This window comes from Amaricoccus solimangrovi (genome assembly GCF_006385685.1).
In the GTDB taxonomy this organism is placed as follows: domain Bacteria; phylum Pseudomonadota; class Alphaproteobacteria; order Rhodobacterales; family Rhodobacteraceae; genus Amaricoccus; species Amaricoccus solimangrovi.
Window position 1 is genome coordinate 44,344 of the sequence record NZ_VFRP01000003.1, and the last position, 18,618, is coordinate 62,961.

18 protein-coding genes are annotated in these 18,618 nt (G+C 70.2%); 11 read left to right on the top strand and 7 right to left on the bottom strand.

Annotated features, from left to right (window positions below; translation table 11 throughout):
• Positions 1-4 precede the first annotated feature (4 nt).
• From FJM51_RS04800 to flhA, 4 genes are read right to left on the bottom strand one after another with little or no spacing between them, the layout of a single operon-like run.
• The gene (locus FJM51_RS04800; RefSeq protein ID WP_140452985.1) at positions 5-418 is read right to left on the bottom strand and encodes a hypothetical protein; all 414 of its coding nucleotides are present in this window, start codon (positions 416-418) and stop codon (positions 5-7) included.
• Entirely contained in the window at positions 415-1,497 is a 1,083-nt protein-coding gene (locus tag FJM51_RS04805) for an EscU/YscU/HrcU family type III secretion system export apparatus switch protein (RefSeq protein WP_140452986.1), read from the bottom strand. The genes FJM51_RS04800 and FJM51_RS04805 overlap by 4 nt, the downstream gene beginning before the upstream one ends.
• The gene (locus FJM51_RS04810) at positions 1,494-2,279 is read right to left on the bottom strand and encodes a flagellar biosynthetic protein FliR (RefSeq protein ID WP_140452987.1); all 786 of its coding nucleotides are present in this window, start codon (positions 2,277-2,279) and stop codon (positions 1,494-1,496) included. The genes FJM51_RS04805 and FJM51_RS04810 overlap by 4 nt, the downstream gene beginning before the upstream one ends.
• Positions 2,276-4,396, bottom strand: coding sequence for a flagellar biosynthesis protein FlhA (gene flhA / locus FJM51_RS04815; protein ID WP_140452988.1), 2,121 nt, complete (start codon positions 4,394-4,396; stop codon positions 2,276-2,278). Before flhA ends, FJM51_RS04810 begins: the two co-directional genes overlap by 4 nt.
• Before the next feature lie 132 nt (positions 4,397-4,528).
• Between flhA and FJM51_RS04820 the strand changes: the two genes are divergently transcribed.
• From FJM51_RS04820 to FJM51_RS04830, 3 genes are all read left to right on the top strand, one after another.
• Positions 4,529-5,701 (top strand): MalY/PatB family protein, encoded by a 1,173-nt coding sequence (locus FJM51_RS04820; protein ID WP_140452989.1) that lies wholly within the window; start codon positions 4,529-4,531, stop codon positions 5,699-5,701.
• A gap of 120 nt (positions 5,702-5,821) precedes the next feature.
• Positions 5,822-6,796: an HpcH/HpaI aldolase/citrate lyase family protein gene (locus tag FJM51_RS04825; RefSeq protein WP_140452990.1), complete on the top strand. Its 975-nt coding sequence runs from the start codon at positions 5,822-5,824 to the stop codon at positions 6,794-6,796.
• 122 nt (positions 6,797-6,918) lie between these two features.
• Complete coding sequence (locus tag FJM51_RS04830) at positions 6,919-7,470, top strand: invasion associated locus B family protein (RefSeq protein ID WP_140452991.1); 552 nt, start codon at positions 6,919-6,921, stop codon at positions 7,468-7,470.
• On the opposite strand, the gene FJM51_RS04835 is transcribed toward FJM51_RS04830, so the two are convergent.
• The 3 genes from FJM51_RS04835 to FJM51_RS04845 all read right to left on the bottom strand — a co-directional run bounded on the left by FJM51_RS04835 (position 7,460) and on the right by FJM51_RS04845 (position 11,025).
• Complete coding sequence (locus tag FJM51_RS04835) at positions 7,460-7,888, bottom strand: Fur family transcriptional regulator (protein ID WP_140452992.1); 429 nt, start codon at positions 7,886-7,888, stop codon at positions 7,460-7,462. The two genes, FJM51_RS04830 and FJM51_RS04835, sit on opposite strands and share 11 nt — an antisense overlap.
• A gap of 115 nt (positions 7,889-8,003) precedes the next feature.
• The gene (locus FJM51_RS04840) at positions 8,004-9,440 is read right to left on the bottom strand and encodes an NAD(P)(+) transhydrogenase (Re/Si-specific) subunit beta (RefSeq protein WP_140452993.1); all 1,437 of its coding nucleotides are present in this window, start codon (positions 9,438-9,440) and stop codon (positions 8,004-8,006) included.
• 16 nt (positions 9,441-9,456) lie between these two features.
• Positions 9,457-11,025: a Re/Si-specific NAD(P)(+) transhydrogenase subunit alpha gene (locus FJM51_RS04845; protein WP_140452994.1), complete on the bottom strand. Its 1,569-nt coding sequence runs from the start codon at positions 11,023-11,025 to the stop codon at positions 9,457-9,459.
• A 374-nt stretch (positions 11,026-11,399) separates the two neighbouring features.
• Here FJM51_RS04845 and pqqA point away from each other — a divergent pair, with 374 nt between their 5' ends.
• From pqqA to FJM51_RS04885, 8 genes are all read left to right on the top strand, one after another.
• The gene (gene pqqA, locus FJM51_RS04850) at positions 11,400-11,492 is read left to right on the top strand and encodes a pyrroloquinoline quinone precursor peptide PqqA (protein ID WP_140452995.1); all 93 of its coding nucleotides are present in this window, start codon (positions 11,400-11,402) and stop codon (positions 11,490-11,492) included.
• 33 nt (positions 11,493-11,525) lie between these two features.
• A complete protein-coding gene (gene pqqB, locus FJM51_RS04855) occupies positions 11,526-12,425 on the top strand; it encodes a pyrroloquinoline quinone biosynthesis protein PqqB (RefSeq protein WP_140452996.1) in 900 nt (299 codons plus the stop codon).
• Complete coding sequence (gene pqqC, locus FJM51_RS04860) at positions 12,422-13,204, top strand: pyrroloquinoline-quinone synthase PqqC (RefSeq protein ID WP_140452997.1); 783 nt, start codon at positions 12,422-12,424, stop codon at positions 13,202-13,204. The genes pqqB and pqqC overlap by 4 nt, the downstream gene beginning before the upstream one ends.
• The gene (gene pqqD / locus FJM51_RS04865) at positions 13,201-13,521 is read left to right on the top strand and encodes a pyrroloquinoline quinone biosynthesis peptide chaperone PqqD (RefSeq protein WP_140452998.1); all 321 of its coding nucleotides are present in this window, start codon (positions 13,201-13,203) and stop codon (positions 13,519-13,521) included. The genes pqqC and pqqD overlap by 4 nt, the downstream gene beginning before the upstream one ends.
• A gap of 38 nt (positions 13,522-13,559) precedes the next feature.
• Positions 13,560-14,657, top strand: a complete 1,098-nt coding sequence (gene pqqE / locus FJM51_RS04870; RefSeq protein WP_140453248.1) for a pyrroloquinoline quinone biosynthesis protein PqqE — start codon at positions 13,560-13,562, stop codon at positions 14,655-14,657.
• A 98-nt stretch (positions 14,658-14,755) separates the two neighbouring features.
• On the top strand, positions 14,756-16,273 hold the full coding sequence (locus FJM51_RS04875; RefSeq protein WP_140452999.1) for a tyrosinase family protein: 1,518 nt from the start codon (positions 14,756-14,758) through the stop codon (positions 16,271-16,273).
• Positions 16,270-17,088 (top strand): copper chaperone, encoded by an 819-nt coding sequence (locus FJM51_RS04880; protein WP_140453000.1) that lies wholly within the window; start codon positions 16,270-16,272, stop codon positions 17,086-17,088. The genes FJM51_RS04875 and FJM51_RS04880 overlap by 4 nt, the downstream gene beginning before the upstream one ends.
• Entirely contained in the window at positions 17,078-18,553 is a 1,476-nt protein-coding gene (locus FJM51_RS04885) for an NAD-dependent succinate-semialdehyde dehydrogenase (protein WP_140453001.1), read from the top strand. The genes FJM51_RS04880 and FJM51_RS04885 overlap by 11 nt, the downstream gene beginning before the upstream one ends.
• Positions 18,554-18,618: the final 65 nt, after the last annotated feature.

Genomic DNA, 18,618 nt, shown 5'->3' on the forward strand with positions numbered 1-18,618 from the left:
TTCCTCATCCCGATTTCGCGGGCCGTTCCTCCGGGGGCGGCGCGTCGCGTTCACGGCGCGCGTCGCGAAGCCGCGCCGCCTCGCCAAGCGCGCGGTCGCGCAACGCGCGCAGCGCCTCGTCCTTGCCGAGGCTGACCGCCGCGCGCCCCCTGGCCGCGTCGATCCGCTGGTCGAGTTCGGCCATTCGCGCGTCGAGTTCCGCGATCCGGTGATCCGCCCAGCGCCCCCGCGCCCCGAGCAGTTCCGGCGGGCAGGCGCCGAGCGGGAGCGCGTCCTCGGCCGCGCGGGCCGCGCGGATCGATTCGGCTTCCGCCGCGCATTCCCGCCGCGCGCGCAGAAGCCCTTCGAGCGCCGCGAGATCGGCCCGCCCGCGCGCCTCGGCGAGTTTTCGGAGCGCCTCCAGCTGGTCCGGGGTCACGGCCGCCCCCGCGCCGCCGCGCGCATCCGGTCGGCGAAGCGCACCGCCGCGGCGACGGCGCGGTACTGTTCGGGCCGGATCTCCTGGCCGATCTCCACCGTCGCATGCAGCGCGCGGGCGGTCGGCGGATCGTCGTGGATCGGCACCCCCGCGGCCTCCGCCGCCTCGCGGATCCGGGCCGCGGCCGCGTCCACGCCCTTCGCGACGCAGACGGGCGCGCTGCCTTTCGCCCGGCTCCAGCGGAGCGCGACGGCGTAGTGGGTCGGGTTCACGATCACCACGGCGGCCTTCGGCACCTCGATCAGCATCTGGTTCAGCGCGAAGTCCTGCCCGCGGCGACGGCGCTCGCCCTTCACATGCGCGTCGCCTTCGGAGCGTCGGTGCTCCTCCTTCACCTCCTGGAGCGTCATGCGAAGCTTGCGCGCGTGGCTCAGCCGCTGCCAGACCAGATCGGCGGCGCCGATCGCCGTCGCGATCGCGGCGGTGATCGCGAGCAACGCGACGAGCGTCCGCGCCATCAGCCCGCCCAGCACGCGCGGATCGGCCGCCGCCGCGCCGATGATCCGGTCCGCCTCCCGCGACAGATAGAAGAGCAGCGCGCCCGCGATGGCGAGAAGCTTCACGAGCCCCTTGGCGAATTCCACCAGACCGTCGGGGCCGAACCTGTTCCGCGCATTCGCCAGGAGGGAGAGGCGCGCGGCCTTCGGCCTGATCCTGTCGCCGGAAAGCACCACGGCCCGCTGCGCGAAAAGACAGAGCGCGACCGCCCCCGCGGGCGCGAGGAAGAGCGGGGCGAGGGGGACGAGCACGGCGCCGAGAAGCCCCGCCGCCACGCCGGGACCGCCGGGCGCGAGCAGGTGGAGCCGGTCGGCATTGGCAAGGAAGGTCATCAGCGCCGAGCCCGCGCCCGTCACCGCCGCCGCTCCGCTCAGCGAGAGCGCGGCGAGAAGCGCGAGGTAGCCCGCGGCCGCGGTCGCATCGGTCGATTTCGGCACATCGCCCTTCGCCCGCGCCTCGGCCAGGCGCTGGGGCGTCGCCTCGAAACTCTTCTCGCCGGCGCTCTCGCCCTCCCCGCTCATCGCGGCATCGCGAGCGGATCGGCGAGCAGCGCGTCGAAGGCGGCGTTCCAGTGCCGCAGGATCACCGGCGCCGCCAGCATCAGGAGCAGGATCCCGCCCCCCATCGCGGCGGGCGCGCCGATGAAGGAGACCATGAGTTGCGGCATCGCCCGGTTGATCGCGCCGAGCGCGAGATTGTAGGCGAAGGCCGCGATCACGAAGGGCGCCGCGAGCGAGAAGCCGAGCGCGAAGCTCGAGGCGACCCGCGCCACGCCCCAGGTCGCGACATCGGTGCCCGCGGGCACGAGGCCCATCGGCAGGACCTCGTAGCTCCGCGCGATCAGCAGCGCCGCCTTCACATGCAGCCCCGTCGCAACCGCGAGCGTCATGCCGCCGAGCGCGAGCAGCGCGCCCATCGCCGGCATCGGCTCGGGCGTCACCCCGCCGCCGAGGAGCTGCGCCAGCGAGGTCGATTGCGCGATCACCGTGCCCGCGAACTGCAACCCGAGCAGGAGCAGCCGCGCGCCGAGGCCGAGGAGGAGGCCGATCAGCGCCTCGACGAGCAGCATGGCGAGGAAGGGCCAGGACGCCTCCGCGGGGGCGCCGGGACTGGTCGCCGCGACCATCGGCCAGACCACCATGGCGAAGGCGACGGTCAGGCCGAGGCGGACGCGGGCCGGGATCATCTGCTCCCCGAAGCCCGGCAGCAGCGCCATCACGCCGCCGACACGGGCGAAGACGAGGATGAACCCCGCCAGCCCGGCTTCGGTCAGATCGAGGAACCGGCCGATTTCCGCGATCATGCGAGCCCCAGCACCGCCGGACGGGCGGTCGCGCCGATTTCCTCGAAACTCAGCACCGGATTGCGGATGCCCTTCGAACTCAGCACCGTCCGCAGGAACCGCCGCCGCCTCGTCGAGGTGACGACCGCCGGATAGCGCCCCCGCGCCCCCGCGCTCGCGATCTTCTCCGCGACCGAATTGGCGAGCCGGTTGAACTCGTTCGGGGGCAGCGCGACATCGACGACGCCCGAGCCTTCCGGAAGCTGGTACTTCGCGAACAATTCCTCCCAGGCGGGCGCGAGCTGGATCAGCGGCAGGACCCCGTCCTCCTCGCGGATCTCCGCGACGAGCTGGAAGCCGAGCCGGTGGCGGACATGCTCGGTGATGACCGCGGCGCTCGTCCGCGGCGCATGGACCTCGGCGATCGCCTCGAAGATCAACGGCAGGTTGCGGACCGAGACGCGTTCCTCGAGCAGGAGGCGGAGCACGGACTGCAACGTGTCGAGCGGGAACCGCTCGGGCACGAATTCGTCCAGCATCCTGCGGTTCGCCTCCGCCCGCTTCGTGTCGCTCGGCGCGGTGAACTCGTCGATCAGCTTGCGCAGCGCGCGCCGCGTGAAGAGCCGGCCGAAGTTCTGCTTCACGATCTCGAGCAGATGGGTCGCCACCACCTCGGTCGGGGTGATGACCGAGAGCCCCATCAGCGCCGCGTCCTCCTGCGCCGAGGGCGCGATCCAGCGCGCCGGGGCGCCGTAGACCGGCTCGGCCACGCCGATCCCTGGGGGCGCCGGCGCGTCGTCCTCGGGCAGCAGCACGAGCACCATGTCGGTCTCGATCCGGCTCCGCGCCGCCTCCACGCCCTGGATGCGGATGAGGTAGGTTCCGGGCGGAAGCCCCGGATTGTCGGTCAGGCGAATCTCCGGCAGGATCAGCCCGAAGCTCTGCGCGATGTGGTTTCGCATGTTGAGGATGCGCGCGTCGAGGCCGGTGGCCGCGTCCATCACCACGGGCACGAGGTTCGGCGCGAATTCCATGTGGATCTCGTCGAGATCGAGCAGGTCGCCAAGCGACTTCCGGGGCGCCGCGGCCGCCTCGGGCTTCGGCGCCGCCTTCTCCGCCGCGGCCCTCGCCTCCGCCTGCCTCGCGAAATGGGCGGCGGCGCCGAGCGCGGCGGCGGCGATCATGAAGGGGATGAAGGGCAGGCCGGGCACGAAGGCGAAGAGCGCCATCAGTACGCCCACGGTGGCGAGCGCCACCGGATGCCCGCCGAGCTGCCGGGCCAGCGCCCGGTCGGTCGAGCCCACCGTGCCGCCTTTCGAGAGCAGCATGGCCGAGGCGATCGAGATGATCACGGCGGGGATCTGCGTCACCAACCCGTCGCCGACGGTCAGGATCGAATAGGTCTCGAACGCCGTCGAGACCGGCAGCCCGTGGACCAGCACGCCGAGCGCGAGGCCGACCACGAGGTTCAGCGTGGTGATGAGCAGGCCCGCGATCGCGTCGCCCTTGACGAATTTCGACGCGCCGTCGAGCGACCCGAAGAAGGTCGTCTCCTCCTGTTCGATCCGCCGCCGCTCCCGCGCCTCGGCGTGGCTGATCGCGCCCGCCGCCATGTCGGCGTCGATCGCAAGCTGCTTGCCGGGCATCGCGTCGAGCGCGAAACGGGCCGAGACCTCGGCCATGCGCCCCGCGCCCTTGGTGATGACGATGAAGTTGACGATCAGCAGCACGCAGAAGATCACGAGGCCGAGAAAGACCGAGCCGCCCATGATGAAGCGTGCGAATCCCGCGATCACATGGCCCGCCGCCGCCGGGCCGGTATGGCCGTGGCCGATGATGAGCTTCGTCGTCGAGACGTTGAGCGAGAGCCGGAGCATCAGGCTCGCGAGCAGGACCGTCGGGAAGGTCGAGAAGTCGAGCGGCCGGTTGATGAAGAGCGTGATGGTGAAGATCAGGATCGCGAGCGCGAAACTGACCGCCAGCCCCATGTCGAGCACGAAGGGCGGGATCGGCAGGATCATCATCACGATGACCGCCATCAGCGCCATGGCGAGCAGCACGGTCGGCTGGAACAGCGCGCGGATGTCGAGCTTGATCCCCCCGCCGGGGCGCGGATCTGCCAGGCTCTCGGGCGCCATGCTCGGGTTTCTCCTCAAACGTGCCGCCCGCCGGTCTAGGCGGGCGGGGTTGACGAAGCGTTACCCTCCGGGGCTTGCGCCCGGATCGCCGGTCGTGAAGATGGCTGCGACCTGAGGCAAAGGACCGGACCCATGTTCGATTTCGACAAGATCATCGACCGCCGCGGCACGCATTGCGCGAAATGGGACATGATGGAGCCGATCTTCGGGGTTCCGGCCGAGGACGGGATCGCGATGTGGGTGGCGGACATGGATTTCCGCCCCCCGGTCGAGGTGATCGACGCGCTGCGCGCCTCGGTGGAGCACGGCGTCTTCGGCTATTACGGCGACGACCGCGCCTATCGCGCCGCGATCCAGGGCTGGATGGGGCGCCGCCATGGCTGGGAGGTCGATCCGGACTGGATCAGCACCGTGCACGGGCTGGTCGCCGGCGTCGCGCTCTGCCTAAAGGCCTTCAGCGAGGCGGGCGACGGAGTGATCCTGTTCACGCCGGTCTATCACGCCTTTGCCCGGATGATCACGGCGAACGACCGCGTCGTGGTCGAGAGCCCGCTGGTCGAGCGCGATGGCCGCTACGAGATGGACCTCGACGCGCTCGCGGCGAGCCTGACGGGGCGGGAGAGGATGGTGATCTTCTGCTCGCCGCACAATCCGGGCGGGCGGATCTGGGAGCCGGCGGAGACGAAGGCGCTGGCGGAGTTCTGCGCCGCGCATGACCTGCTGCTGGTCGCGGACGAGATCCATCACGACCTGATCCTGCCGGGCGGCCGTCACACCGTCACCCCGCTCGCGGCGCCGGAACACCGCGACCGGATGGTCATGCTGACCGCGCCGAGCAAGACCTTCAATCTCGCGGGCGGGATGACCGGCAACGTGATCATCGAGAATCCGGCGCTGAAGGAGCGGTTCTACAAGGTCCAGGCCGCGGCCGGCGCCTCGCCGAACCGCTTCGGCATGATCATGTCCACCGCCGCCTATGCCCATGGCGACGCCTGGTGCGACGAGGTCCGCGGCTACATCGCCGGCAACGCCGAGGTTTTCGACGAGGGAATCGCGAAGATCCCGGGCGCGCGCTCGATGAAGCTCCAGGCGACCTACCTCGCCTGGGTCGATTTCGGCGCCCTCGGGATGGCGGAGGAGGAGGTGAAGGCGCGCGTGCGCGGTCAGGCCCGCGTCGCCGCGAACGACGGCCCGACCTTCGGCACGGGCGGCGAGGGATACCTGCGGTTCAATCTCGCGACGCCGCGGTCGCGCGTCCTCGACGCGGTGGGCCGCCTGAGGGAGGCCTTCGCCGACCTCCAGTGACAGGCGCGACCGGGATCCTCCAAAGGTACGGCTCCACGTTTGGACGCGTTGACGGCTCAGGAACGGCCCTCTACTGAATCTCGCGAAAGATTGTTGCGAGACATCCCGAAAGGACCGCGCATGAGCTTCACGATCCCCCCCAGCCCGCCCGCCCGCCCGAACCGCTGCCAGCTGTTCGGACCGGGATCGCGCCCGGAGCTCTTCGAGAAGCTCGCGAGTTCCGAGGCCGATGTGATCAACATCGACCTCGAGGACAGCGTCTCGCCGGCGGACAAGGCCCAGGCGCGGGCGAACACGATCAAGGCGATCAACGAGATCGCCTGGGGGAAGAAGACGCTCTCCGTCCGGATCAACGGCCTCGACACCGAGTTCTGGTACAAGGACGTCGTGGATCTGATGGAGCAGACCAACGGCCGGCTCGATCTCATCATGATCCCGAAGGCCGGCGTCGCCGCTGACCTCTACGCCGTCGACGCGCTCGTCTCCTCGATCGAGCTCGCCCGGAAGAGCGAGAAGCGGATCGGATTCGAGGCGATCATCGAGACCGCGATGGGCTTCGCCAATGTGAACGCCATCGCCGCCGCCTCGAAGCGCCTCCAGTCGCTGCACCTCGGCGCCGCGGATTTCGCCGCCTCGATGGGGATGCAGACCACCGGCATCGGCGGCACCCAGGAAGGCTACTACGCCCTGCCGCCGAAGGACGCGGAAGGGCCGCGCGCGCCGGCCTATGGCGATGTCTGGCATTCGGTCGTCTCGGCCATCGTCGCCGCCTGCCGGGTGAACGGCGTGCTGCCGGTCGAGGGACCCTTCGGCGACTTCTCCGACGATGACGGCTTCGTCGCCCAGGCGCGGCGCGTGGCGACGATGGGCATGGTCGGCAAATGGGCGATCCACCCGAAGCAGGTGGCGCTCGCCAATTCCGTCTTCACCCCCTCGGAGAAGCAGGTCACCGAGGCGCGCGAGATCCTCAACGCGATGGAGGAGGCCACCCGCACCGGCCAGGGCGCGACCACCTACAAGGGCCGCCTGATCGACATCGCCTCGATCAAGCAGGCCGAGGTGATCGTGAAACAGGCGGAGATGATGGGGGTCTGAGCCCCGGTCTCCCGAAATGATCGCGCCCCTCTCCGGGGCGCGGTCGCCCGCTGTCCCACGCGCCCTTCCCGCTCGGCCCGGATCCCGCTATGGGAACCTGGTTCGGCAAGGGAGACCCGGCAATGCGCGGATCATCGCGGCTCCGGCGCACCGCCTGGGCGCTCCTGCTCGCGCCGCTGCTCGCGGCGCCGGCCGCGGCCGCGCCGCCCATCGTGCCGCCGCTCGTCCCCGTGCCCGCGCCGCCGCCCGCCAAGGCGCGGTTCCGGGACTGGTCGCTTGCCTGCGCCGGCGGCTGCCGCGCACTGACCCGGCTGCGCTCGGCGGCCTCCGACGCGCCCGAGGTGTTGCGCCTTTCCGTGGCGCTCACGGGCAAGGACATCTTCGCCCTCACCCTCCGGACGCCCGCGCCGCTCTATCTTCCCGACCCGGCGATCCTGTCTCCGGACCAGGGTAGCGCCGTCGCGATCCCCTGGTTCACCTGCGGCCCCCGCGGCTGCGAGGCGCGGCTTTCGACGGGGCCGGAACTGATCGACACGCTGCGCTCCGGAAGATCGGCGACGGTCGAATTCACGCTCGTCGACGGATCCCGCGCGCGGCTGCGGTTGTCGCTGCTCGGCCTCACCGCCGCCTTGCGGGCGCTCGGGACGCTGTCGCCACCGCCGGTCACTCCTTGAGCTTGCGCCCGTAGATCTCCAGCCGGTGGTGCACGATCTCGTAGCCGAGCTTCGCCGCGATCTCCTCCTGCAGCGCCTCGATCGTGGGATTCGCGAATTCGATCACCTGCCCGGTGTCGAGGTCGATCAGATGGTCGTGATGCTCGCCCTCGCGCGCCTGCTCGAACCGGGCCGGGCCGCCGGCGAAGGCGTGCCGTTCGATCGCCCCGCTCTCTTCCAGCGCCTTCATCGTCCGGTAGACGGTGGCGAGCGAGATCCGGCCGTTGATCGCCACCGCCCGCTCGAAGATCTCGGCCGCGTCCGGATGACCCTCGGTCTTGTCCAGCACCTCGAGGATGACCCGCCGCGGCTCGGTGATCCGCAGGCCGGCGTCGCGCAGGACGGTTTCGTATTTCGACTGTTTCGCGGCGGATTTCATCTTCTGAGAATAGACCTCGCCAGGGATGAAGCGAAGAGGCTTTCGCCGGGTGCGCGAACGGCAAACGGCGCCGGGGGTCCGGCGCCGTTCGATCCGCGGGCCCGAAGGCTCGGGCTTACTGGATCTTCTGGAGGAGCTCGTCGACGGACTTCTTCGCGTCGCCGTAGAACATCCGCGTGTTCTCCTTGTAGAAGAGCGGGTTCTCGATGCCGGAATAGCCGGTGCCCTGACCGCGCTTGGAGACGAAGACCTGCTTCGCCTTCCAGACCTCGAGCACCGGCATGCCGGCGATCGGCGAGTTCGGATCCTCCTGCGCCGCCGGATTCACGATGTCGTTCGAGCCGATGACGATCGCGACGTCCGTCTCCGGGAAGTCCTCGTTGATCTCGTCCATCTCCATGACGATGTCGTAGGGCACCTTGGCTTCCGCGAGCAGCACGTTCATGTGGCCCGGCAGACGGCCCGCGACCGGGTGGATCGCGAAACGCACTTCCTTGCCCTTGGCGCGGAGCCGCTTGGTGAGCTCGGAGATCGACTGCTGCGCCTGCGCCACCGCCATGCCGTAGCCGGGCACGAAGATCACCGAATCCGCGTCCTCGAGCGCCGCCGCCACGCCCTCGGCGTCGATCGCGATCTGCTCGCCCTCGATCTCCGCCGCCGGACCGGTGGAGGCGCCGAAGCCGCCGAGGATCACCGAGATGAAGTTGCGGTTCATCGCCTTGCACATGATGTAGGAGAGGATCGCACCCGAGGAGCCGACCAGCGCGCCGGTGACGATCAGCAGATCGTTCGAGAGCGTGAAGCCGATCGCCGCCGCCGCCCAGCCCGAGTAGCTGTTCAGCATCGAGATCACCACCGGCATGTCCGCGCCGCCGATCGCCATGATCAGGTGCCAGCCGATCGCGCCCGCGATGATCGCGACGAGGATCATCGTCCAGAGCCCGGCGCCGTTGAAGTAGAGGATGCCGAGCAGCAGGCAGAGCAGGGCCGCGCCGATGTTGATCGCGTGCCGGCCCGGCAGCGTCAGCGCCTTCGAGTTGATCTTGCCCGAGAGCTTGCCATAGGCGACGATCGAGCCGGTGAAGGTGATCGCGCCGATCAGGATGCCGAGGAAGATCTCGACCCGCATGATCGAGAGCTCGACCGGCGTCTTGTGCGCGACGGCGGCCGCGAAGCCCGCGAGATGCTCGGTCGAGCCTTCCGCGATGGCGCGCATCGCCCGGCCCGCCTCGATGTCGGCGTTGATGCCGATGAAGACGGCGGCGAGGCCGACGAGGCTGTGGAAGCCCGCGACGAGTTCGGGCATCTGCGTCATCTGCACCCGGTTCGCGACGAACCAGCCGCCGACGCCGCCGACGAGGATCATCAGCCCGACCAGCCAGTAGGCGCCGACGCCCGGGCCCGCGATCGTCGCGCCGACCGCGAGGAACATGCCGACGATGCCGAACCAGATGGCGCGCTTGGCCTTCTCCTGATTGGAGAGCCCGCCGAGCGCGAGAATGAAGAGAACCGCCGCCGCGAGATAGGCGGCCGTGACCAGACCTGGATTCATGTTTGCTCCCTCCCGCTCAGCTCTTCTGGAACATCGCGAGCATACGGCGCGTCACGAGGAAGCCACCGAAGATGTTGACCGACGCCATCAGCACCGACAGCGCCGCGAGGATGACCACGATCGCGCTCGACGATCCGATCTGCAGCAGCGCGCCGAGGATGATGATCGACGAGATCGCGTTGGTGATCGCCATCAAGGGCGTGTGCAGCGAATGCGCCACGTTCCAGATCACCTGGAAGCCGACGAATACCGAGAGCGCGAAGACGATGAAATGCTGCATGAAGCTCGCCGGCGCCACCGAACCGACGAGGAAGGTCACGATCGCGCCGATCACGAGCATCCAGGTCTGCCGGTTGTTCGCGGCCTTCAGGGTCGCCACCTCGCGGGCGGCCTTCTCCTCGGCCGATTCCTCGACCTTCTTCGGCTGCTGCTTCGCGATCGCCTGCACCTTCGGCGGCGGCGGCGGGAAGGTGACGGCGCCCTCGTGGGTGACGGTCGCGCCCCGGATCACGTCGTCTTCCATGTTCACGACCGGCGCGCCGTCCTTGCCCGGCGTCAGATCGTCCATCATGTGACGGATGTTGGTCGCGTAGAGCGTCGAGGACTGCGTCGCCATCCGGGAGGGGAAGTCGGTGTAGCCGATGATCTTGACGCCGTTCGCGCTCTCGACCACCTCGTCCGCGACGGTCAGGTCGCAGTTGCCGCCGCGCTCGGCGGCGAGGTCGACCACGACCGAGCCCGGCTTCATCGCCGCGACCATGTCCTCGAGCCAGAGCTTCGGCGCCGGCCGGCCGGGAATGAGCGCGGTCGAGATCACGATGTCCATCTCGGGGGCGAGCTCGCGGAACTTCTTGAGCTGCGCTTCGCGGAACTCGGGGCTCGAGGGCGCCGCGTAGCCGCCGGTCGCCGCGCCGTCCTGCTGCGCCTCCTCGAAGTCGAGATAGACGAATTCCGCGCCCATCGACTCGATCTGCTCGGCGACCTCGGGCCGCACGTCGAAGGCGTAGGTGATCGCGCCGAGCGAGGTGGCCGTGCCGATCGCCGCGAGGCCCGCGACGCCCGCGCCGATCACCAGCACCTTCGCCGGCGGCACCTTGCCCGCCGCCGTGATCTGGCCGGTGAAGAAGCGCCCGAAGTTGTTGCCCGCCTCGATCACCGCGCGGTAGCCCGCGATGTTCGCCATCGAGGAGAGCGCGTCCATCTTCTGCGCGCGGCTGATGCGGGGCACCATGTCCATCGCGAGCGTGGTCACGCCCTTGCCCTTCAGCGCCTCGAGCAGCTCCGCGTTCTGCGCGGGATAGAGGAAGGAGATCAGGATCTGGCCCGACCGCGCCATCTCGACCTCGGAGGGCTCGGGCGGGCGGACCTTCGCGACCACGTCCGCCTTCGCCCAGACATCGGCGGCGGTCGGAAGCACCTCGACCCCGGCCTCGGCATAGGCCGCGTCCGTGAACCGCGCCGCCTCGCCCGCGCCGGCCTGAACCACGCAGTCATAGCCAAGCTTCCTGAGCGCGAGCGCGGATTGCGGTGTCAGCGCGACGCGCTTCTCCCCTTCAACGATTTCGGTGGGCGCTCCGATTATCAAGGCCATCCTCCTGTACTGCCGGGCCGCGGGGGCGCGGGTGGCGATCACGCCGATTTGTCGTTTCTTGCTCGGCTTGTAAGGAGGCACCCCGCCTTCTGTCAAACGCTGCGAAGGTCCAATCACATTGTGCAATAGGAAGCGCCCGCCGTTTCCCATGTAAAACGGCGCGTCGGGCCGCCGATCCTTCGTCGCGGACCCCCGGGCAAAGCCTCGCCCCGTTCCTGCCCGCCCGGGGCCGCCCGAGCGCGCGACCTACGACTAAAGTATTGTGAACGCCGCGTTTTCAGGTTCGTGACCGAAGGTACAATTGACACGTGATCCGATTCGCCGCACGTTTCGCGGACCAGAACACAACAAACTTGGAGGAATTGCGTATGGCCTGGACCAAGCCCGAGCTGCTCGAAGTCAACTGCGGCATGGAAATCAACATGTACGGCCCGGCGGAGGACGAAGGGGTTCTGTTCTGACGGATCGACGCGTGGAGCAGAGCCTGATTTGCCATGTTCCGCGCGCGCATTCTCGGAGCGGCCGCCGGCGGTGGTCTTCCGCAATGGAACTGCGGTTGCGATAACTGCCGCGCGGCACGTCGCGGCGAGATTCCGTCCCTGACGCAATCGTCTCTGGCGGTCAGCGGGGACGGGGTTGGTTGGGCGATCCTGAACGCATCGCCCGACATCCGCGCCCAGTTGGCCGCGACGCCCGAACTGCACCCGACCGGCCTTCGCGAGGTTCCGATCCGCTCGGTCCTTCTCACCAATGGCGATATCGACCATGTCGCCGGCCTGCTCACCCTTCGGGAGCAGCAGCCGTTCACGCTCTTCGCCACACCGGAGATCCTCGCCGTGATCGCGGCCAATCCGATCTTCGACGCCCTCGCACCCGGAAAGGTGTCTCGCTCGCCACTTCCACTCGATGTCGAGCGGGAAATCGCGCCCGGCCTGACGGCCGAACTCTTCGCCGTGCCGGGCAAGGTGCCGCTCTACATGGAGGGCGCGGAGGCGGAGGTGAGGACCGATCTCCTCGGCGAGAACACGGTGGGCGCGCATCTGCGCGCGGGGGGTGAGGACGTCTTCTACATTCCCGGCTGCGCCCGCGTGACGCCGGAACTCGCGGCCCGGATCGACGGGGCGGCGGCGCTCTTCTTCGACGGCACGCTCTGGCGGGACGACGAGATGGTCCGGACCGGCGTCGGGACCAAGACCGGCAAACGCATGGGCCATATCTCGATGAGCGGCCCGGAGGGCTCCATCGCCGCGCTCGCGCCGCTCGCGATCGGCCGGCGCGTCTTCGTCCACATGAACAACACCAACCCCGTGCTGCGCCCCGGCTCCGCCGAACGCTCCGAGGCGGAGCGCCAAGGCTGGACCATCGGTCGGGACGGGATGGAGATCACCCCATGACCGACCGCGTCGTCCCCCCGCCCCAAGGCCGCGCCGATTTCGAGGCGCGCCTGCGCCGCATCGGCGCCGAGCGGTATCACGACCTTCATCCGTTCCATGCCCGGCTGCATTCGGGCGGCTGCGCGCCCGATCAGGTCCGGGCCTGGGTGATCAACCGCTACTATTACCAGTCGCGGATCCCGATGAAGGACGCCGCCTTCATGTCCCGCGTCGAGGATCCGGACCTGCGCCGCGCGTGGCGGAGCCGGATAGAGGATCACGACGGCACGGCGGCGAACGAAGGCGGCATCCGCCGCTGGCTCCGGCTCGCCAGCGCGGTCGGGCTCGATCCCGACTACGTGGCGAGCACGAAGGGCGTACTGCCGGCGACGCGGTTCGCCGTCGACGCCTATGTGCGCTTCGTGCGCGACAAGACGCTGCTCGAGGCGGTCGCCTCGTCGCTGACCGAGCTCTTCGCGCCGAAGATCCATGCCCAGAGGATCGAGGGACTGCTCGCGAACTACGCCTTCGCCGACGATTCGAGCCTCGCCTATTTCCGCAACCGGCTGACCGAGGCGCCGAAGGACGTGGCCTTCGGCCTCGCCTGGGTGCTCGATCACGCCGACACGCTCGAGAAGCAGGACGCGGCGGCGGCTGCGCTCACCTTCAAGACCGAGGTGCTCTGGGCGCAGCTCGACGCGCTCGAAGGCGCCTATGTCACCCCGGGCCGGATCCCGCCCGGCGGCTGGCGGCCGGGCGAGGGACTGGCGCCCGCGCGCGCGACCGAGGCGGCGGAATGACCGCCGCGCCGGCCCCCGCGGCCGAGGGGGCCGCGCCGACGCTCGCGCCGGAGGCGGTGCCGTTCCTGCCGCGCGGCGTCCGGCTCCATTTCGACACGGTGCGCGGGGCCTGGGTGCTGCTCGCGCCGGAACGCGCCCTCCGGCTCGACACGGTCGGCCATGCGATCCTGAGCCGGATCGACGGGGAGCGGAGCCTCGGCGCGATCGCCCGCGATCTCGCGGCGACCTTCAACGCCCCCTTCGACCAGATCCTCGCCGACAGCGCCGGCTATCTCTCCGCCCTGCTCGACCGCCGCGTCCTGGAGCTCCGCCCATGACCCTGCACGATCCCGCCGCGCACCGCCCCGCCACGCCGATGCCCGCGCCGCCCATTGCGATGCTGGCGGAACTGACCCACCGCTGCCCCCTCTCCTGCCCCTACTGCTCCAACCCGATGGAACTCACGCGCAAGGAGGCGGAACTCGATACCGAGACCTGGCTCGCGACCTTCCGCCAGGCCGCGGCCCTCGGCGTGCTGCAACTGCACCTTTCCGGCGGCGAACCCGCGTCGCGGCCCGACCTCGTGGCGCTCGTCGCGGGCGCGCGGGAGGCGGGGCTCTACACCAATCTCATCACCTCCGGCATCGGCCTGACCGACCGCCGCCTGCGGGAGCTCGACGCGGCCGGGCTCGATCATGTCCAGCTGTCGCTGCAGGGCACCGACGCGGCCATGGCCGATGCCATTGGCGGTTACCGCGGCGGATTCGACCGCAAGATCAAGGTGCTCGGCTGGATCGCGGAAATCGGCTTTCCGCTGACGCTCAACTTCGTCATGCATCGGCGCAACCTGCGCCAGCTGCCCCGCGCGCTCGAGATGGCCATCGAATACGGCGCCCGCCGGATCGAGGTGGCGACGGTGCAGTTCCACGGCTGGGCGATGGCGAACCGCGCGAGCCTGATGCCGACGCGGGAGCAGGCGCGCGAGGCGGGCCGGATCGTCGCCGAGGCGCGCGCGGCGCTCCGGGGCCGGCTGGTGATCGACTACGTGCCCGCGGACTATCACGCGCGCTACCCGAAGCCCTGCATGGGCGGCTGGGGCTCGACCGGACTCAACGTCGCACCCGACGGGCTCGTCCTGCCCTGCCACGCGGCGCAGACGATTCCCTCGCTCGAATTCCAGTCGGTCAGACACGCGCCGCTCGCCGAGATCTGGACCGAGGGGCCCGCCTTCCGCGCCTTCCGGGGCACGGAGTGGATGAAGGAGCCCTGCTCCTCCTGCGAGCGCAAGCTCGTCGATTTCGGCGGCTGCCGCTGCCAGGCGATGGCGATCGCGGGCGATCCGGCCGCGGCCGACCCGGTCTGCGAGAAGGCGCCCGCCCATGCCCGGCTGCGCGACCTGACCGAGGATTTCACCTCCGATCCCGACGCGCCGCTGGTCTACCGCGCCTTCCCGGCGCCCGCGCGCGCCGGCTGAGCCCGCCGCCGGGCCGCCGGCCCCGACCCTTCCGCGACTCTCGCGGAAGGCGTATCATCGCGCGCATTTCGAGAACCTATTCCAGGAAGGCGTTTGTCATGACATTCGTTCGCCGGAACGTGCACGAACTCGGCCAGCCCTGGGCCGACGAGCTCCTGTGGTATGCGCGGGGCGTCAAGGCGATGAAGGCCCGGCCGCTCGCGGATCCTACGAGCTGGACCTTCTACGGGGCGATCCACGGCATCCACCGCGGCCTGTGGAATTTCTACGGCATCACGCAGCCGGGCGATCCGGATCCGAGCCAGGCCGATCAGGACACCTACTGGAACCAGTGCCAGCACGGCAGCTGGTACTTCCTGCCCTGGCACCGCGGCTATGTGCTGGCGTTGGAGGCCAACGTTCGCTCCGAAATCGGCAAGCTCGGCGGCCCGGTGGACACCTGGGCGCTGCCCTACTGGAACTATTTCAAGACCGGGCAGAACGGTTTGCCGGACGAATTCGCCTCGCCCGACTGGCCGGACGGGACCGGGGACAATCCCCTCTTCGTCGTCCAGCGCTGGGGCGACGGGCCGGGCCTGCCGATCGTGCTTGACCTCTCGCTCATCAACCTCTCGGCCATGGGACTGACCGATTTCACCGGCACGGCGAATGGCGGCAGTCCCGGTTTCGGCGGCGTCGATACCGGCTTCGCCCATGGCGGCGCGGTCCATGGCGGGATCGAGACGCAGCCACATGACTTCGTGCACGGGCTGATCGGCGGCGGGGATCCGAACGACCCGAGGCTCCCGGGCCTCATGTCCACGCCGCCCGCCGCGGCGCTCGACCCGATCTTCTGGCTTCATCACGCCAATATCGACCGGCTCTGGGCCTCCTGGGTGAACGAGACGGGCGTCGGCGGCGATCCGACCGATGCCCGCTGGCTGAACGGGCCGGCCAGCATCGGCGAGCGGGCCTTCACCCTGCCGATGCCGGACGGAACCGCCTGGACCTACACGCCGGGCGAAATGCGCGACATGGCGGCGCTCGACTACGAATACGACGATCTCACTCCCGACGGCGCGGCGATGCTCGTCGCGGCCCAGGCAGGCGCGCGGGCCGGAACGGCCCGGGGAGGCATGATGGCGATGGCCGCGGATACGAAGACGACCGAACTTCTCGGCGCGAATACCGGGGCGCTGCCGATCAGCGGCGACACGGCGACCCGCACGGCGGTCAGGATGGCGCCGGAGCCCCGGGCGCGAAGCCGCTCGGCCTTCGCCGCGGCGGGGCCCGAGGGCGGAGCGGAGAAGGTATTCCTCAACCTCGAGAACGTGCGCGGCCTCGCCGACGCCGCGGCGTTCAAGGTCTATGTCGGCCTGCCCGAAGGGGCGCGGCCGGCTGACCATCCCGACCACATGGCCGGCGGCGTCGCGCTCTTCGGCGTCAGCCAGGCGACCGAGGCGGAGGGCGAACACGCCGGATCCGGCCTGACCTACGTGCTCGACATCACCCCGATCGTGACCCGGCTCGGCCTCGATACCGACAAGCTCCACGTCGACATCGTGCCTGTCCGCCCGATCGCGAAGGAGGCGGAGGTGAGCGTCGGCCGGGTCAGCGTCTATCGCCAGGGCGAATGACCGGCGCGGATCGCGGCCCCGGCGCCGCGCTCGCCGCCGCCTCGGCGCTCGCCTGGGCCGTCCTCCTGTTCGGCGGGGGCGCGGTGTCGGTTCCCGCGCTCTGCGCCGCGGGCGCCGTCCTCCCGCCCGGCGCCGCGCTCGAGGCGACGCTGACGGTGACCCCGCTCGCCGCCCTCGCCCTCGCCTGGGGCCTGATGATCGTCGCCATGATGGCGCCGCTCCTGCCCGCGCCGCTCGCGCATCTCAGGGCGCGGAGCTTCGCGGGGGCGCGGACCCGCGCCTGCGCGGGGTTTCTCGCGGGCTATGGCCTCGTCTGGGCGGCGGCGGGCGTCCCGCTGGTCGCGCTGGCGCTGACCCTGCGCCTCGCCGCGCCGGGCGACTGGGCGCCCGCGCTGCTCTGCCTCGCCGGGGCCGCGCTCTGGCAGGCCGCGCCGGCGCGGCGGCGGGCGTTGAACCGCTGTCACCGCCTGCCGCCCGTTCCCGCCTTCGGCGCGGCCGCGGCGCTGGCGCCGCCCGACTTCGGGATCCGGCACGGGCTCTGGTGCGCCACGACCTGCGCGCCGCTCATGCTCGTCACCCTGCTCGTCCCCGCGGGGCATCTTCTCGCGATGGCGCTGGCCGCGGCCTGGCTCGGAGCCGAGCGGATCGAGCGGCCGTTCCCGCCGCGCTGGTCGTTCCGGCCCCCGACCAGGCTCGCGCGCGCCGCCCTTGCCCGGCTCGCCCCGTTCCGGCGAGGGCGGTTGACGCCCTCCGCGGCCCGCTCCACCTTTGCGCCAGCGAGGGCCCTGGCCCGGGAGGTGAACGATGCTCGATGAAACCAATCTCCGGTCGTTGCTGCGCAACCCCGATCTGCTGCGGACCCAGGCCTTCGTGGCCGGCAAATGGGTCCAGGCGGACGAGGGTGGCACCTTCGCCGTGACCAATCCGGCGCGCGGCGACGTGATCTGCACCCTGCCCGACCTCGGCGAGGCGGAGACCGCGCGCGCGATCGACGCCGCCTACGCCGCCCAGCGCGACTGGGCCCGCCAGACGGCGAAGGCGCGCGCGCAGGTCCTGCGCAAGTGGTACGATCTGATGATCGAGAACGCCGACGATCTGGCCGCGATCCTGACCGCGGAGATGGGCAAGCCGCTCGCGGAGGCCAAGGGCGAGATCCTCTACGGCGCCTCCTTCATCGAATGGTTCGGCGAGGAGGGGAAGCGGGTCTATGGCGAGACGATCCCGGGCCACCAGCCGGACAAGCGCATCGTCGTGCTGAAGCAGCCGATCGGAGTCGCGACCTCCATCACCCCCTGGAACTTCCCGAATGCGATGATCGCGCGCAAGGTCGCCCCCGCCCTCGCCGCCGGCTGCGGCTTCGTCGCCAAGCCCGCGGCCGAGACGCCGCTTTCCGCGCTGGCCATGGCCGTGCTCGCGGAAGGCGCCGGGGTGCCGAAGGGCCTGCTGAGCGTGATCACCTCGACCGCCAGTTCCACGATCGGCAAGGTCTTCTGCGCCCATCCGAAGGTCCGCAAGCTGACCTTCACCGGCTCCACCGAGGTCGGCCGGACCCTGCTCGCCCAGGGCGCGCGCCAGGTGCTCAAGATGTCGATGGAACTCGGCGGCAACGCCCCGTTCATCGTCTTCGACGACGCCGACATCGACGCCGCGGTCGAGGGCGCGATGATCTCGAAATACCGCAACAACGGCCAGACCTGCGTCTGCGCCAACCGGATCTACGTCCAGTCCGGCGTATACGACGCCTTCGCCGAGAAGCTCGCCGCCAGGGCCGCGGCCATGAAGGTCGGCGACGGGTTCGAGCCGGGCGTGACCGCGGGCCCGCTGATCACGCCCAAGGCCGTCGACAAGGTCGAGGCTCATATCGCCGACGCGCTCTCGAAGGGGGCGAAGGTGCTGACCGGGGGCAAGCGCCACAAGCTCGGCGGCACCTTCTTCCAGCCGACCGTGCTGACCGGGGTCACCCGCGACATGATGGTGGCGACCGACGAGACCTTCGGCCCCGTCGCGCCGCTCTTCCGCTTCGAGGACGAGGCGGATGTGATCGAGCAGGCGAACGACACGATCTTCGGCCTCGCCTCCTATTTCTACGCCCGCGATCTCGGCCGCGTCTGGCGCGTGGCCGAGGCGCTGGAATATGGCATGGTCGGGATCAACACCGGCCTCATCTCGACCGAGGTGGCCCCCTTCGGCGGCGTCAAACAGTCGGGGCTGGGCCGCGAGGGCTCGCGGCACGGAATCGAGGATTATCTTGAGATCAAGTATCTCTGCATGGGAATCTGAACGGCCGGCGCGGCGTTTCCGGGCGGCGCGGGCGAGAATCCGCTGGGAACCCGCGCCCCGATGGC

Bases quoted from the DNA above. Each gene is read 5' to 3' on its own strand.
- FJM51_RS04885 (WP_140453001.1), top strand. From the start codon at position 17,078: ATGCTCGATGAAACCAATCTCCGGTCGTTGCTGCGCAACCCCGATCTG.
- FJM51_RS04835 (WP_140452992.1), bottom strand. From the start codon at position 7,888: ATGAAATCCGCCGCGAAACAGTCGAAATACGAAACCGTCCTGCGCGAC.
- pqqB (WP_140452996.1), top strand. From the start codon at position 11,526: ATGTTCCGCGCGCGCATTCTCGGAGCGGCCGCCGGCGGTGGTCTTCCG.
- pqqD (WP_140452998.1), top strand. From the start codon at position 13,201: ATGACCGCCGCGCCGGCCCCCGCGGCCGAGGGGGCCGCGCCGACGCTC.
- pqqE (WP_140453248.1), top strand. From the start codon at position 13,560: ATGCCCGCGCCGCCCATTGCGATGCTGGCGGAACTGACCCACCGCTGC.
- FJM51_RS04875 (WP_140452999.1), top strand. From the start codon at position 14,756: ATGACATTCGTTCGCCGGAACGTGCACGAACTCGGCCAGCCCTGGGCC.
- FJM51_RS04830 (WP_140452991.1), top strand. From the start codon at position 6,919: ATGCGCGGATCATCGCGGCTCCGGCGCACCGCCTGGGCGCTCCTGCTC.
- FJM51_RS04810 (WP_140452987.1), bottom strand. From the start codon at position 2,279: ATGATCGCGGAAATCGGCCGGTTCCTCGATCTGACCGAAGCCGGGCTG.
- FJM51_RS04820 (WP_140452989.1), top strand. From the start codon at position 4,529: ATGTTCGATTTCGACAAGATCATCGACCGCCGCGGCACGCATTGCGCG.
- FJM51_RS04805 (WP_140452986.1), bottom strand. From the start codon at position 1,497: ATGAGCGGGGAGGGCGAGAGCGCCGGCGAGAAGAGTTTCGAGGCGACG.
- pqqA (WP_140452995.1), top strand. From the start codon at position 11,400: ATGGCCTGGACCAAGCCCGAGCTGCTCGAAGTCAACTGCGGCATGGAA.
- FJM51_RS04840 (WP_140452993.1), bottom strand. From the start codon at position 9,440: ATGAATCCAGGTCTGGTCACGGCCGCCTATCTCGCGGCGGCGGTTCTC.
- pqqC (WP_140452997.1), top strand. From the start codon at position 12,422: ATGACCGACCGCGTCGTCCCCCCGCCCCAAGGCCGCGCCGATTTCGAG.
- FJM51_RS04825 (WP_140452990.1), top strand. From the start codon at position 5,822: ATGAGCTTCACGATCCCCCCCAGCCCGCCCGCCCGCCCGAACCGCTGC.
- FJM51_RS04880 (WP_140453000.1), top strand. From the start codon at position 16,270: ATGACCGGCGCGGATCGCGGCCCCGGCGCCGCGCTCGCCGCCGCCTCG.
- flhA (WP_140452988.1), bottom strand. From the start codon at position 4,396: ATGGCGCCCGAGAGCCTGGCAGATCCGCGCCCCGGCGGGGGGATCAAG.